Origin of the sequence: Massilia orientalis (genome assembly GCF_030411975.2) — a bacterium.
GTDB classification, from domain to species: Bacteria; Pseudomonadota; Gammaproteobacteria; order Burkholderiales; family Burkholderiaceae_D; genus Telluria; species Telluria orientalis.
Genome location: NZ_JASNRB020000022.1, coordinates 23,180 through 37,581 on the forward strand (window position 1 = coordinate 23,180; position 14,402 = coordinate 37,581).

At 65.5% G+C, this 14,402-nt stretch carries 14 protein-coding genes; 10 read left to right on the forward strand and 4 right to left on the reverse strand.

Annotated elements, in window-relative coordinates; translation table 11 throughout:
- The first annotated feature begins 11 nt into the window (after window positions 1–11).
- The 4 genes from mpl to QPK29_RS27235 are packed head-to-tail and all read left to right on the forward strand — an operon-like array spanning window position 12 to window position 4,631.
- The gene (mpl, locus tag QPK29_RS27220) at window positions 12–1,382 is read left to right on the forward strand and encodes a UDP-N-acetylmuramate:L-alanyl-gamma-D-glutamyl-meso-diaminopimelate ligase (RefSeq protein ID WP_082577113.1); all 1,371 of its coding nucleotides are present in this window, start codon (window positions 12–14) and stop codon (window positions 1,380–1,382) included.
- A complete protein-coding gene (locus QPK29_RS27225) occupies window positions 1,379–1,999 on the forward strand; it encodes a YqiA/YcfP family alpha/beta fold hydrolase (protein ID WP_371768946.1) in 621 nt (206 codons plus the stop codon). Before mpl ends, QPK29_RS27225 begins: the two co-directional genes overlap by 4 nt.
- The gene (locus tag QPK29_RS27230) at window positions 1,996–2,589 is read left to right on the forward strand and encodes a chorismate--pyruvate lyase family protein (RefSeq protein ID WP_371768947.1); all 594 of its coding nucleotides are present in this window, start codon (window positions 1,996–1,998) and stop codon (window positions 2,587–2,589) included. The genes QPK29_RS27225 and QPK29_RS27230 overlap by 4 nt, the downstream gene beginning before the upstream one ends.
- Window positions 2,586–4,631: a ribonuclease catalytic domain-containing protein gene (locus tag QPK29_RS27235; protein WP_371768948.1), complete on the forward strand. Its 2,046-nt coding sequence runs from the start codon at window positions 2,586–2,588 to the stop codon at window positions 4,629–4,631. Before QPK29_RS27230 ends, QPK29_RS27235 begins: the two co-directional genes overlap by 4 nt.
- 207 nt (window positions 4,632–4,838) lie before the next feature.
- On the opposite strand, the gene QPK29_RS27240 is transcribed toward QPK29_RS27235, so the two are convergent.
- Together QPK29_RS27240 and QPK29_RS27245 are read right to left on the reverse strand one after the other, a co-directional pair.
- On the reverse strand, window positions 4,839–5,264 hold the full coding sequence (locus QPK29_RS27240) for a hypothetical protein (protein ID WP_056129951.1): 426 nt from the start codon (window positions 5,262–5,264) through the stop codon (window positions 4,839–4,841).
- 25 nt (window positions 5,265–5,289) lie between these two features.
- Window positions 5,290–5,784 (reverse strand): Hcp family type VI secretion system effector, encoded by a 495-nt coding sequence (locus tag QPK29_RS27245; RefSeq protein ID WP_056129954.1) that lies wholly within the window; start codon window positions 5,782–5,784, stop codon window positions 5,290–5,292.
- Window positions 5,785–6,146: 362 nt separating this feature from the next.
- Between QPK29_RS27245 and QPK29_RS27250 the strand changes: the two genes are divergently transcribed.
- The 6 genes from QPK29_RS27250 (at window position 6,147) to QPK29_RS27275 (ending at window position 13,318) form a co-directional block, all read left to right on the forward strand.
- On the forward strand, window positions 6,147–6,998 hold the full coding sequence (locus QPK29_RS27250; protein WP_371769170.1) for a TonB family protein: 852 nt from the start codon (window positions 6,147–6,149) through the stop codon (window positions 6,996–6,998).
- 11 nt (window positions 6,999–7,009) lie between these two features.
- Entirely contained in the window at window positions 7,010–7,831 is an 822-nt protein-coding gene (gene aroE / locus QPK29_RS27255; protein ID WP_371768949.1) for a shikimate dehydrogenase, read from the forward strand.
- The gene (gene mtgA / locus QPK29_RS27260) at window positions 7,828–8,568 is read left to right on the forward strand and encodes a monofunctional biosynthetic peptidoglycan transglycosylase (RefSeq protein ID WP_371768950.1); all 741 of its coding nucleotides are present in this window, start codon (window positions 7,828–7,830) and stop codon (window positions 8,566–8,568) included. Before aroE ends, mtgA begins: the two co-directional genes overlap by 4 nt.
- Window positions 8,569–8,761: 193 nt before the next feature.
- A complete protein-coding gene (corA, locus tag QPK29_RS27265) occupies window positions 8,762–9,727 on the forward strand; it encodes a magnesium/cobalt transporter CorA (protein WP_056129966.1) in 966 nt (321 codons plus the stop codon).
- 112 nt (window positions 9,728–9,839) lie between these two features.
- Window positions 9,840–12,083: a TonB-dependent siderophore receptor gene (locus QPK29_RS27270; protein WP_400189870.1), complete on the forward strand. Its 2,244-nt coding sequence runs from the start codon at window positions 9,840–9,842 to the stop codon at window positions 12,081–12,083.
- 2 nt (window positions 12,084–12,085) lie between these two features.
- Window positions 12,086–13,318, forward strand: a complete 1,233-nt coding sequence (locus QPK29_RS27275; RefSeq protein ID WP_371768952.1) for a PepSY-associated TM helix domain-containing protein — start codon at window positions 12,086–12,088, stop codon at window positions 13,316–13,318.
- Between the two features lie 3 nt (window positions 13,319–13,321).
- Here the strand turns inward: QPK29_RS27275 and QPK29_RS27280 are convergent, their stop codons facing one another.
- Window positions 13,322–13,807, reverse strand: coding sequence for a heme-degrading domain-containing protein (locus QPK29_RS27280; RefSeq protein ID WP_056129971.1), 486 nt, complete (start codon window positions 13,805–13,807; stop codon window positions 13,322–13,324).
- Window positions 13,808–13,976: 169 nt separating this feature from the next.
- Window positions 13,977–14,390 carry a hypothetical protein gene (locus tag QPK29_RS27285; RefSeq protein WP_056129976.1) on the reverse strand — a complete coding sequence of 138 codons (414 nt, stop codon included), beginning with the start codon at window positions 14,388–14,390 and terminating at the stop codon, window positions 13,977–13,979.
- Between the last annotated feature and the right edge of the window lie 12 nt (window positions 14,391–14,402).

Here is a 14,402-nt window from a genome sequence, read left to right on the forward strand (position 1 = left end):
TTCGGCACGTCATGCACATCCATATCCTCGGCATCTGCGGCACCTTCATGGGCGGCCTCGCGGTGCTGGCCAAAGAGGCCGGCCATCGCGTCACCGGGTGCGACGCCAACGTCTACCCTCCGATGAGCACCCAGCTCGAAGCCCAGGGCATCGAGCTGATCCAGGGTTACGGGCCCGAACAGGTGAACCTGAACCCGGATCTGTACGTCGTCGGCAACGTGATGACGCGCGGTAATCCGCTCGTCGAGGAAATCCTGAACCGCGGCTTGCCGTACGTATCTGGCCCGCAATGGATTGGCGACCACATTCTCCGTAATAAATGGGTGCTCGCCGTCGCGGGCACGCACGGCAAGACGACGACGACCTCGATGCTGGCGTGGATCCTGGAAGATGCCGGCTATTCGCCGGGCTTCCTGATCGGCGGCGTGCCGCTGAACTTCGGCGTGTCCGCGCGCCTGTCGGGCGAAACCGATTCCGACTTCTTCGTGATCGAGGCGGACGAATACGACACGGCCTTCTTCGACAAGCGCTCGAAGTTCGTGCACTACCACGCCAAGACGGCCGTGCTGAACAACCTGGAATACGATCACGCCGACATCTTCCCCGATATCGGCGCCATCGAGACCCAATTCCACCACCTCGTGCGCACCGTGCCCGGCGTCGGGCGCATCGTCGTGAATGGCGACGAAGCGTCGCTGGCGCGCGTGCTGAAGCGCGGCTGCTGGAGCGAGAAGGAAAGTTTCGGCTCGTCCGAAGGCGTGGACTGGAGCCTCGTCGAACATCCGGGCGGGTCCAGCTTCGACGTGTTCTTCAAGGGCGACAAGCAGGGCACCGTCCACTGGGACCTGACCGGCCACCACAACCGCAGCAATGCGATGGCCGCCATCGCCGCCGCGCGCCACGTGGGCGTGCCGCCCGCGCAGGCGATCGAGTCGCTGGCCCGCTTCCAGAACGTCAAGCGGCGCATGGAAGTGCGCGGCGTCGTCAACGGCGTGACCGTGTATGACGACTTCGCGCACCATCCGACCGCGATCGCGACGACGGTCGGCGGCCTGCGCCAGAAAATCGGGACGTCGGGAAGGATTCTCGCCGTGCTGGAGCCGCGCTCGAACACGATGAAGCTGGGCGCGATGAAGGATGCGCTGCCGGGCAGCCTGAAGGATGCGGACCTCGTGTTCGGCTTCGGCAGCCAGCAGGCGCTGGGCTGGTCGCTGGCCGATGCATTGAAGCCGCTGGGCGCCAACGCGCACAGCTTCGACCAGCTCGACTACATGGTGCAGGCGATCGTCCAGGCCGCGCAGCCGGGCGACCACATCCTCGTGATGAGCAATGGCGGCTTCGGCGGCGTGCACCAGAAGCTGCTGGAGGCGATGGCGGCATGAGCGGGGGCTCGCATTTGCTCTATCTGCACGGCTTCCGCTCGTCGCCGCGCTCGTTCAAGGCGAGGGTAGTGCAGCAGCGGATGGAAGCGGCCGGCCGCGCCGCCGACCTGATCTGCCCGCAACTGCCGGCGTCGCCGAAGGCCGCGATGGACCTCGTCCTCACGTTGGTCGAACGCTATTCGGGCAATCTCGCCATTATCGGTTCCTCGCTGGGCGGCTTTTACGCGACCTGGCTGGCGGAACGCTTCGGCTGCCGCGCCGCGCTGATCAATCCGGCCGTCGATCCCCTGAAAGACCTGGACAAGCACGTCGGCATCACGACCGAGTGGCATACGGGCGAGCCGTTCGAATTCAAGCGGGACTACATCGACGAGCTGGCGGCGCTGCAGGTCGGCACCATCACCCGGCCGGCGCGTTATTTCCTGCTGGCCGCCACGGGCGACGAGGTGTTGGACTACCGCGACATGGTTGCGCATTACGCGGGCGCGCACCAGCACGTCATCCAGGGCAGCGACCACGCGGTGTCGGCATTCGAGCAGTATGTCGATGAGGTGCTGGCATTCTGCCTGACGGATAATCCAAACGAAGGCGACGCCGGATCGGACCAGCGCCAGTGAGGCCCGCGTCGCTGCGCCGGGCCCGCTGGCTGGCGCATCCGGACGGCACGGGCGCGCCGGCCGTCATGCGCGACTGGCTGACGACGCCGGGTTCGCTGACGGCGCGCCTGATCGCGCACAGCCGGCAATTCCGGGTACAGAAACTGCGCCAGGCGGGCAATGTCTGCCTGGCGGACGAGGCCGACGCGATCGGCCTGGCGCGGCCCCGGCGCGTGTGGGAACGCGAGGTGCTGCTGCGCTGCGACGGGCAACCGGTCGTGTACGGCCACACCGTCGTGCCGATGAGTGCGAGCGCGAGCGACTGGCCCCTGTTTTCGGCGCTGGGCGAACGTTCGCTCGGCACCACGCTGTTCTACGATCCGCGGGTCACGCGCGGGGCGCTCGAATTCGCGCGGCTGCGTCCCGGCCATCCGCTGGTGGCGCGCGTGCATGCCGCGCTCGGCCGGAACGCGCCGGCGCGCGACACTTATTTTGCGCGGCGCTGCGTGTACCGCCGCCGCCAGGGACTGCTGCTGGTCACCGAGGTCTTCCTGCCCGAGGTGCTCGATCTCGAGGCGGCCGCATTTAATATGAATACGAATACAAAATGAACTTATTTTTCGAAGAGTCCGGCGATTTCAAGGTCGGCACCGTGCTGTCGCAGGCGGGCGAGGCCTACCAGGTCGAAATGCCGAGCGGGAAGCGTACGAAGGTCAAGGCGCGTGACGTGATGCTGCAGTTCGACAAGCCGGACCCCGCCACCCTGCTGGAGCAGGCGAAGGCCGTCGCGGCGGACGTCGATCTGGAATTCCTGTGGGAAGTCGCGGGCCAGGAAGAATTCGGATTCACGGAACTGGGCGCCGAGTACTTCGGCCACGCGCCGCTGGCGTTCGAAGCGGCCGGCCTCGTGCTGGCGCTGCACGGCGCGCCGATCTATTTCTACAAGAAGGGCCGCGGCCGCTACAAGGCGGCGCCGGAACAATCGCTGCGCGCGGCGCTGGCCGGCATCGAAAAGAAGAAACAGCAGGCCATCGTGCAGGCCGCGTATGTCGAGGAACTGAAGGCCGGCACGCTGCCGCAGGCGATGCAGCCGCTCGTCCAGCAACTGCTGTTCAAGCCGGACAAGAACAGCATCGAATTCAAGGCGCTCGAGACGGCCGCCGACGAGCTGCAGACGACGGCGCCGCGCCTGATGCTGTCCACGGGCGGCATCGCGTCGGCGAAAGAGCTGCACATGGGCCGCTTCCTGTTCGAACACTTCCCGCGCGGCGCCGGCTTCCCGCCCGTCGCGGTGCCGACCCCACCGGCCGACCTGCCGCTGGCGAACGTGGCCGCGTTCTCGATCGACGACGTGACGACGACCGAGATCGACGACGCGTTCTCCGTCGAGAAGCTGGATGACGGCACCGTGCGCGTGGGCATCCACATCGCGGCGCCGGGCCTGGGCATCCGTCCGGACGACGCCATCGACAAGATCGCCCGTGCGCGCATGTCGACCGTGTATATGCCGGGCGACAAGATCACGATGCTGCCTGACGACGTCGTCGACGCCTACACGCTGGCCGAGGGCAACGACTGCCCGGCGTTGTCGTTGTATGCCGTACTGGATCCGGCCACGTGGACCGTGCTCTCGACGACGACCCGCGCCGAGCGCGTGCCCGTCAAGAACAACCTGCGCCACAACGACCTCGACGACGTCGTCAACGAGGAGACGCTGAACAAGGGCGAGGGCGACTACCCGCACAAGATGGAACTGGGCCTGCTGTGGCAGTGGGCGCTGCAGCTGGAAGCGGGCCGCATGAAGAAGCGCGAAGCGTTCGGCCTGAAGCCGGAACAGGCGAACCGCGTCGACTTCAATTTCTACGTCGAGGACGACGTCGTCACGATCGTGCGCCGCAAGCGCGGCGCGCCGCTGGACAAGATCGTGGCCGAGCTGATGATCTTCGCGAACAGCACGTGGGGCAAGCTGCTGCACGATTGCGGCGTGCCGGGCATCTACCGCTCGCAGGGCCCGGGCGCCGGCGGCTGGGCCGCCAAGATGCAGGTGCGCATGGTCACGCACGCGGCGCCGCACCAGGGCCTCGGCGTCGATCAATATGCCTGGTCGACGTCGCCGCTGCGCCGCTATACGGACCTCGTGAACCAGTGGCAGATCCTCGCCTGCGCCAGCAATGGCGTGACGGCGCCGCTCGTCGCCCCGTTCAAGCACCGCGATGCGACGCTGTTCTCGATCGTCTCCGCGTTCGACGCCGCGTACTCGGCCTATAACGACTTCCAGCAGAACATGGAGCGTTACTGGTGCCTGCGCTGGCTGGCGCAGGAACATGCGAAACAGGTCGAGGCCGTCGTGCTGAAGGACGAGGTGCTGCGCCTCGTCGAGATCCCGCTCGTGATCCGCCTGCCGGGCATGCCGCAGGCGGCGCGCGGCGCGCAGGTCCGCCTGGACATCGTGCGCTGGGACGAGGTCGACCTGTCGCTGGAGGCGCGCCTGCTCGAAGTCGCGGCCGTCGCACCGGAAGCGGCCGAGGAGCTGGGCCTGGACGAGGAAGAAGACACGGGCGAGGCGGCTGCGGCGGAAGCGGCCGAGGCCGAGGGTGCGGTCGCCGTTACCGATCCGGAAACGCAGACCGACGTGGCGGGTCAGCAGGCATGATGCCGTAGTTGGGCTCTCATCAGCGTTAGACTCAAAGCTTCGCCCTCCGTTCTCTCAACTGGCGGCGAAGCTTCACATTGTCCGCCACTGCGCACGCGAACCCGACAATTGCAAACACACAAAGGGCATCATTGCTGCCGTACTTCCAAAATGCCCATGAGGTCAGGGCCAGACCAAGTCCTGTAGCGAGCAACAATAGCGAGTCTTTCATTTGAAGTTCTCGTAGAGCTTGTGGTACTTCCTGCCCGGTACGCTTCGGTCGTAGATGCCCGGGTTACGATGGAGAAGCGGCAATAGCCAATCCCGCTTCAAATTCCACCTGGATGCCTCGAAAAGCACATCGCTTAACGACGTGCCACCGGCGAGGGTTCGGCCTGTCGCTACTGCCAAACTGCCTATTGCCGCCCCTATGTAATATGCGCCTTGCACTGCGCCCACAGTGGCAAGGCGCTCCAGGTTCGTTCCTGCGCCGATCATTTCCAGGACGGTTACTCTGGTCCCATACTTGTCAATATAGACGAGCATGCCTGATATGCTGGCCTGTGCGGTCGCAACGGATCCATAGAGATTTTCGGGCGCAGGTAAATCGAGCGCATCCATGTTCTCTTTGAAGTATTTGTAGAAGTCCGGCATTCGATGCTCCCGGTTGTGCTGACGGCTATGCAACGACCTTATTGGCCGACAAATCCCAACCTCCCGCAGTCGATCCACCAGCACCGCCAGAGATTTTTTGTTGCGAGTACTTCCACGTCATCCTGGCAAATTTCAGCTGAAAGTGTTCTTGCATCCCGCCTGTCGCCGACAGGCCCGGTTTTATGGAGCCGATTAACACGTGTTCGAGGTTCATCTCGAAATACCTGACCCGCTCGCCGTTACTGTCGGCCCGGAAGAATTCGAACTTGGCCTTAGGTATCGTTTTGCCCATCGCACAATGTTGTAGCAAAAGCGGCGTAGAAAGATCGGCCAACTTGGCGACGATAACGTCATCGAAATCGGCACGCGCCGATGTATGACCGCCGCTGGTCGAGGTCACGGGGCTGCGTGGCTGATCTATACCGAAGTGCACATTCAAGCATTCGATCCAATCTTTGTGGGCCGAGTCTTGGGATTCGCCCTTGATGCCTTCAATCTGAAGATAAGCGTCCACTGCCATGATGCCTCCGATGTTGATTGAGCAAGTGGTGCATTCTGGCTCCGCTTCCTTTCGACGACGTTGGTTAGCGTCAGTGCATCAAAAGAGACGAATCAACAGCAGGGGCAAGGCAGGGCTGGCATGGAAGGTCAAGAACGGGCAAATCGATTTGTCGAGATGTTTGACGGCTCTGACGGCTTTGCCAGAAGCATCCGATGGTGAGCAATTAGGTTAAAACCTCGACAATATCTTGTTGCTTCAGCGGTCGGGTCTTTCCACAAGGCTCGCAAAGCGGGCAGTCTGCACGGTAGAATGGGGAGTTCCATGACCCCAACCGTCCCACCCCGCAGCGCGTGAACACCCTCCGACACAACCGCCCCCTGATGATCGCCATCACCTGCTCGGTGCTGGCGCACGCCTCCCTGCTGGCGGTCCGTTTCGCCGCGCCGGACGCGTTCCGGCTGCAGCCGGCCGATCCGGGCCTGGAGGTCATCCTGGTCAACGCCAGGCATGCGCGCGCCCCGGTCAAGGCGGACGCGCTGGCCCAGGCCAACCTGGACGGCGGCGGCAACGCCGACGCCGGCCGCGCCCAGTCGCCCCTGCCGGACCTGCGCAAGGTCGAGAATGGCGACAGCATCAAGGCCCTGCAGCGCCGCATCGCGGAACTGGAACAGCAGCAGAAAAGCGTGTTGACTAAGATGCGCCAGTCGCAGTTCAACAGCGCGCCCGTGGCCGAGCAGACGAAGCCCGACCCCAGCCGCACGGGCGAGGACAACCTGGACTCCACCAGGGCCATCGCGCGCATGACGGCCGAGATCACCCAGCGCATCGCCGACGAGAACAAGCGCCCGAAAAAGACGTTCATCAGCCCCAGCACGCGCGAAGTCGGCTACGCCATGTACTACAAGGCGATGCAGAAGCGCGTGGAGGAGGTCGGCACCTTGAACTTCCCGCAGCAGAACGGCAAGAAGCTGTACGGCGAACTGGTCGTCTACATCCCGATCTTCCAGGACGGCACGCTGTACGAAAAAGAAGGCGGACCGCGCATCGAACGCAGTTCCGGCAATCCGGCGCTGGACAAGGCCGCGCTGGCGATCGTCCGCCGCGCCGCGCCGTTCGGCAAATTCCCGGCCAATATGCGCTCGACCGACAAGGACGATCTCTGGATCGTCGTCACCCGCTTCAAATTCACCCGCGAAGAAAAGCTGCAGGCCGAACTGCGCGGCGAAGGATAACAGGAGACTCCATGACCGATAAATATTGCGTGATCGGCAACCCGATCTCCCACAGCAAATCGCCGGACATCCACGCCGCGTTCGCGGCCGCGACCGGCCAGGACATCGCGTACGAACGCTGCCTGGCGCCGCTGGACGGTTTTGCGGACACCGTCCGCGACCTCGTGGCGCAGGGCTACCGCGGCGCCAACGTGACGCTCCCCTTCAAGCTGGAAGCGGCCGCGCTGGCCACCCGGCTGGAAGCGCGGGCGCGCCTGGCCGGAGCCGTCAACACGCTGCGCTTCGAGGGTGGCGAGATCGTCGGCGACAACACGGACGGTCCGGGCCTCGTCGCCGACATCGTCAGGAACGCCGGCGTGCCGCTCACCGGCAAGCGCGTCCTGCTGCTGGGCGCGGGCGGGGCGGCGCGCGGCGTCATCCTGCCGTTCCTGAACGAGAAGCCGAAAGCGATCGTGATCGCCAACCGCACGCGCGCGACGGCCGATGCGCTCGTTGCCCACTTTGCCGATCACGTGGCGTACTCGGGGCAGATCAGCGCCTGCGGGTTCGCCGACATCGAGGGTGCGTTCGACGTCGTCGTCAACGCGACGTCGGCCAGCCTGTCGGCCGACCTGCCGCCCGTGCCCGCGTCGGCCTTCCGCGCGGGGACGCTGGCGCTGGACATGATGTACGGGAAGGAGCCGACGCCGTTCATGGCGTTCGCCGCCTCCCACGGCGCGACCGTGCGCGATGGCCTCGGCATGCTGGTCGAGCAGGCGGCGGAAGCGTTCTTGACGTGGCGCGGCGTGCGGCCGGAGACGTCGGCCCTGCTGGCCCGCATGCGCGCATCATGAGCGGCATCGGCACGCTCAAGGCGGGAGCGTCCGCGCGCGCAAGAACCGGCGGGCGGCGCTGGCTGAAGTGGATCATCCTCGGGCCGCTGCTGTTCGTCGTCCTGCTGCAGCTGTATTTCTTTGCGATGGTGTGCTGGTGGACGCAGTTCAACCCGTCGTCCACGAGCATGATGCGCCAGCAGCTGTCGGCGCTGCGCGAGCAGAATCCGAATGCGAAGCTCGAACAGGTGTGGGTGCCGTATGCGCGCATCTCGAACAACCTCAAGCGCGCCGTGATCGCATCCGAGGACGCCAATTTCAGCGAGCACGACGGCGTTGACTGGGATGCGCTGGAAAAGGCGTACGAGCGCAACAACAAGAAGCACCGGGTCGTGGGCGGCGGCTCGACGATCACCCAGCAGCTGGCCAAGAATTTGTTTCTGTCCGGCTCGCGCAACTACCTGCGCAAGGGCCAGGAGCTGGTCATCGCCTACATGCTGGAAGCGGTGATGGACAAGGAACGCATCCTGGAGATCTACCTGAACGTGGTCGAATTCGGCCGCGGCGTGTTCGGCGCGGAGGCCGCGGCGCGCCATTATTTCCGCATCCCGGCCGCCAACCTGAACGCCGCCCAGGCCGCCCGCCTCGCGGTGATGCTGCCGAACCCGCGCTACTACGACCGTCACCGCGACACCAGCTACCTGGCACGCCGCACGGCAATCATCCAGCGCCGCATGAACGCCGCGGAATTGCCTTAAACCGGGGTCAGAGCCCAGTTTTTGGCAATAGCTCAGGAACATGTTGAATCGGCTGGCGCATCGCCGGCCAAGTTTGCTCAGGATATTTCCAAAAATCGGGCTCTGACCCCGGTTTTGCCTGGTTTAGGCTGGCCGGCCTCAGGGCTTACAGGTACACTTGCGCTGTTTCCGAATCCGGCCGAGAAAGCAGCGCATGATCAACGTATTTGTCCTACAAAATGGCCGACTGAACCAGATACCCATCGCGTCGCGCGCCGATCTGGAGAACGCGCCTGCCGTCTGGGTCGACCTGCTCGACCCGACCGACGAGGAGCGCGCCTGGGTCAAGACGACCTATGACGTGATCCTGCCCGGCGAGGACGAAGTCCAGGACATCGAGGCGTCCGCGCGCTACTACGAAGCGGAAAACGGCGACCTGCACCTGCGCACCGACTTCCTGCGCGAAGAAGAGGACGGCCCGTCGCGCATCGTGACCGTCGCGTTCATCCTGGCCAAGAAGATCCTGTTCTCGGTCCACACGGACGACCTGCCCGTGTTCCGCCTCGTGCGCCTGCGCGCGCGCTCGCGGCCCGGGTCGATCGAGGATTACATGGACGTGCTGCTGGACCTGTACGCGACCGACGCCGAGTACTCGGCCGATGCGCTGGAAGGCATCTACGAGAGCCTGGAAGACGTCAGCCAGCGCGTGCTGCAAAAGGAATTCACCGACCAGGACGCGGCCTCCGCGCTGAATGCGATCGCCCACGAGGAAGACTTGAACGGCCGCATCCGCCGCAACATGATGGACACGCGCCGCGCCGTCAGCTTCCTGATGCGGGGCCGCTTGCTGAACGCGGAACAGTTCGAGGAGGCGCGCCAGATCCTGCGCGACATCGAATCGCTCGACGGCCACACGTCGTTCCTGTTCGACAAGATCAACTTCCTGATGGACGCCACCGTCGGCTTCATCAACATCAACCAGAACAAGATCATCAAGATCTTCTCGGTGGCGTCGGTCGCCTTCCTGCCGCCGACGCTGATCGCCAGCATCTACGGCATGAACTTCGACTTCCTGCCGGAGCTGCACTGGCACTTCGGCTACGGCTGGTCGCTGGGCCTGATGGTCGTCAGCGCGATCGCGCCGTTCATGTACTTCCGCCACCGCGGCTGGCTCAAGTAATCCCCGACATGCTCCCGTGATCCCGTGCGCCGGTCCTGCCGGCAGCGCGGGCATGCGTTCGTCTCATTGTCGTTGACTCATTAAATGAGAATCATTATCATTCGCGTTCAATATGAAATTCGGAACGGAGTCTTCGATGGTCATGCATGCGCGCGCCGCCGCCCGGCGTCTTCCACTCAACCGCCTCGCGGCCGCCGTCACGCTCGCCATCCCGCTGCTGGCCCAGGCCGCCGGGGCCGACGACCCTGCGGAGGCGCCGATCCAGCAGGTGCAGATCAGCGCCACGCGGCTCGGCGAAACGACCGAGGGGACCGGTTCCTACACGACCGGCAAGGACCGGACGGCCGTGCCGCTGACCCTGTCGCTGCGCGAGACGCCGCAATCCGTCACGGTGGTAACGCAGCAGCGCATCGAGGACCAGGGCCTGTTCACCGTGACGGACGTCGTCAACAACGTGACGGGCGTGTCGGTGAACCAGTACGAGACGAGCCGCGCCGGCTTCACCGCGCGCGGGTTCGACATCGACAACCTGCAGATCGACGGCGTGCCGACGACGTGGGAACAGTCGTGGAGTGCGGGCGAGGTGCTGGGCAGCCTGGCGCTGTACGACCGCGTCGACGTCGTGCGCGGCGCGACGGGGCTGATGACGGGCGCCGGCAACCCGTCCGCCGCCATCAACCTCGTGCGCAAACATGCGACCGGCAAGACCCTGGCCGGCACGGTGGAGGTGGGCATCGGCCGCTGGAACCAGCGCCGGCTGCTGGGCGACGTGACGACGCCGCTGACGCGGGACGGCAGCGTGCGTGCCCGCTTCGTCGGCGAATACACGGATGGCGACAGCTGGGTGTCGCTGCTGTCGAACCGGAACAAGACCGCGTACGCGACGATCGACGCGGACCTGGGACGCTCGACCCTGCTGCAGGTCGGGATCAGCCGCCAGGAAACCCAGGCGAACGGCCCGATGTGGGGCGGCCTGCCGTACTGGCATACCGACGGGTCGAAGACGGACTGGGACGTCTCGAAGACGTCGGCCGCCGGCTGGACCCGCTGGCCGACCTCGTACAACAGCGCCTTCGTCAACCTGGAACACGGCTTCGCCAACGGCTGGAAGATCAAGGCCACGGCCAGCCGCGGTGACCGCCGCTCCGATTCCTACCTGCTGTACCTGTCGGGCGTGCCGGACCGCGCGACGGGCGAGGGCCTGGGCGCGTTCGCCGGTTCGTACGCGACCCGCACGAAGCAGGACAACGCGGGCGTGCACGCGAGCGGTCCGTTCGAACTCGCCGGCCGCACGCACGAAGCGGCGTTCGGCGTGCTGCACCAGAAGCAGACCTTCGTCTCCGACAGCCGCGCGGCCGATTTCGGCACGGGCGCCGGCATGCCGGCCGTCGGCGACTTCAACGCATGGACGGGGACCGCGTACCCGCAGCCCGCGTGGGGCGCGCCGACGTTCTACGAAAGCAGCGCGACGAAGCAGGACGCGCTGTACGGCGTGGCGCGCTTCTCGCTCGCCGATCCGCTCACCCTGATCGTGGGCGCCCGCGTAACCGACTACGCCAAGACGGGCCGCGGCCTGTACACGGCCGCGTACGACATCAGGCACGACCACGAAGTGACGCCGTACGCGGGCCTCGTCTACGACATCGACAGGACGTATTCCGTGTACGCGAGCTACACCGACATCTTCCAGCCGCAGAACCTGAAGGACATCGGCGGCAACATGCTCGACCCGATCGTCGGCAAGAGCTACGAGGCGGGCGTGAAAGCCGAATTCCTCGACGGCCGCCTGAACGGGTCGTTCGCCGTGTTCCGTGCGAAGCAGAACAACCTGGGCCAGGAAGCGGGCCTCGTCGACCGCGACGGCAGCGGCCCCCTGGCGCCGGAGACGTATTACCGCGCGGCCGCCGGCGCGACGAGCGAGGGCATCGAGTTCGATGCGTCCGGCGAACTGGCGAAAGGCTGGAACGTGACGGCCGGCTACACGCAGTACCGCGCGAAGGATGCGGCCGGCGCGGACGTCAACAGCGTCTATCCGCGCCGCCTGTTCCGCGTCTTCACGACGTACCGCCTGCCGGATGCGTGGAGCGCGTTGAGCGTCGGCGGCGGCGTGAACTGGGAAGGCCGCACGTACACGGTCGATCCGAACGCGCCCGCCGGCACGAATGGGCTGATCGAACAGTCGCCGTTCAGCGTCGTCAACCTGATGGCGCGCTACGAGATCACGCGGCAGCTGTCGGCCCAGCTGAACGTCAACAATGCGTTCGACCGCAAGCATTTCGGCATGTTCTCCGCATACGGCGCGATCACGTACGCGGCCCCGCGCAGCACGACCCTGACGCTGAAGTACGCATTCTGACCATGCGCGCGACCTGGACCCTCATCCACCGCTGGTGCGGCCTGCTCACGGCGGCCTTCCTGTTCGTCAGCGGGATCACGGGCGCCGTGATCTCGTGGGACCACGAACTGGACGACCTGCTCAACCCGCACCTGATGGAAGCGCATACGCCCGGCACGCCGCGGGATCCGCTGGCGCTGGCACGCCAGGTCGAGGCGCGCCATCCGGACGTGCGCGTGTCGTACGTGCCGCTGCACGCGCAAGCCGGGAAATCGCTGGCGCTGGGCGTGGCGCCGCGCATCGATCCCGCCACGGGCGCCTTGAGGTCGCCCGGCTTCAACCAGGTCTTCGTCGACCCCGTCAGCGGCGTCGAACTGGGCCGGCGCGAGTGGGGCGCCGTGTGGCCGATCAGCCGCGAGACGTTCGTGTCCTTCCTGTACCGCCTGCATTATTCGCTGCATCTGCCGGACCGCTGGGGCATCTGGCTGATGGGCGCCATCGCGGTGGTGTGGACGCTCGACTGCTTCGTCGGCTTTTATTTGACCTTGCCGGTGCGGCGCCAAACCGCCAACCCCGGCAAGTCGTGGTGGCAGCGCTGGCGCCCGGCGTGGATGGTACGCTGGCGCGGCGGCGGCGCGAAACTGAATTTCGACCTGCACCGCGCGTTCAGCCTGTGGACGTGGATCGTGCTGTTCGTCCTCGCCTTCACGGCGTTTTCGCTGAACCTGTACCGCGAAGTGTTCTATCCCGTGATGCAGACGTTCACGCGGGTCACGCCGTCGCCGTTCGACACCCGCGTGCCGGCCGACCTGCAACACCCGGTCGAGCCGCTTGTCCCGTACGGCGACGTCGTCGCGCACGCCGGCACGGAAGCGCGCCGGCGCGGCTGGGATGCGCCCGTCGGCAGCCTCTATTATTCGCAGGAGTACGGCATCTACATGGTGAGCCTGTTCGCGCCGGGCGACGACCACGGCACGGGCGGCGTCGGCCCCGCGCTGCTGTATTACGACGGCCAGGATGGCCGCCTGCTGGGCGATCGCCAGCCGTGGAAGGGGACCGCGGCCGACATCTTCGTGCAGGCCCAGTTCCCGCTGCACTCCGGCCGCATCCTCGGGCTGCCGGGGCGGATCCTGATCTCGTGCATGGGACTCGTCGTCGCCATGCTGAGCGTGACCGGCGTGATCATCTGGTGGCGCAAGCGGGCGTCGCGCGCCGTGAGCGCGCGGCGCGTGAAGGCGGTGGCGGTCGAGACCTGACGCTTACAGCGCGACGTCGTCCGCCTTCAGATACCACTTCAGCGCGCGCACGACCATCGCATGGTCGTCCACGCCCGCGAGCCCCGACACGGTGATCGTGCCGACCTGGCCCGTCCCCTTGACGACGATGGGGAACGAGCCGCCGTGCGCCGCGTAGTCCTTCGAGTCGAACGTGGGCAGGTTGTCGAAGTCGCGGCCCGCGTTGACGGCTTCCGTGTGCACGAAGAACGACGCGTGGCCGGTGCGGTTCACGAGGTTGCTCTTGCGGCGGATCCAGTCGACGTTGTTCGGGCTCGTGCCCGCCATCGCATAAAAGAACAGCGGATTGCGGTTGATCGTGATGTCGATCGTGACGGCGACCTTGTCCGCTTTCGCCTGCTCGACGATCCTGTTGCCGATCGCGAGCGCCGCGTCGTTGTCGAAGGACGTGAACTGCAGCGCCTGCTCCTGGCGGCGGATGGTGTCGAGCGCTACGGTTTTCTTGTCCATGCTGGTTCCTGGGTTGGTCGTTGCGGCGCCGGCGGTGCCGGCGAACAGCGCGCTTGCCGCGATCAGTACGGCGCAGGAGCAGGGAATAATGCGGCGAATGATACGCACAGCCATGTCGTTGCCTCTCTCCGGTTTTGTTATCCGGAAAGTATAACCGGAGAGCGGCCCGTTATTGCTTGAGATTCAGGAACAGATTCGCGGCGAACGCGAGGATGGCCACCGATGCGATGATTTCCGCGATCACCAAGGCCGGCGCGAAAGCCATATGACCCAGCAGCAGCATCGAGAGCGCGACCATCATCACGGGCAATGCGAGGTTCAGCAGCCAGAAATGCAGGCGCGCGAGACGGCTTTCGCCCGCCTTCGGGAACACGCTGTAGATCAGGCCGGCGAGGGCCATCGTCGTCCAGCCTAGCAGGTTGACGTGGGCGTGCACGGGGCGCAGGGTGAAGTTCTGGCTGGCGCCCATGGCGATGCCCAGCGAGATCCCGAAGATGAGGTAGAGGACGGCGAGCTTGATCCAGATGATGCCGGCGTGCGAGAACTGCGGTTGCGGCAGCGGATTGACGGTCGTGGTTTGCATGGTGCGGCTCCT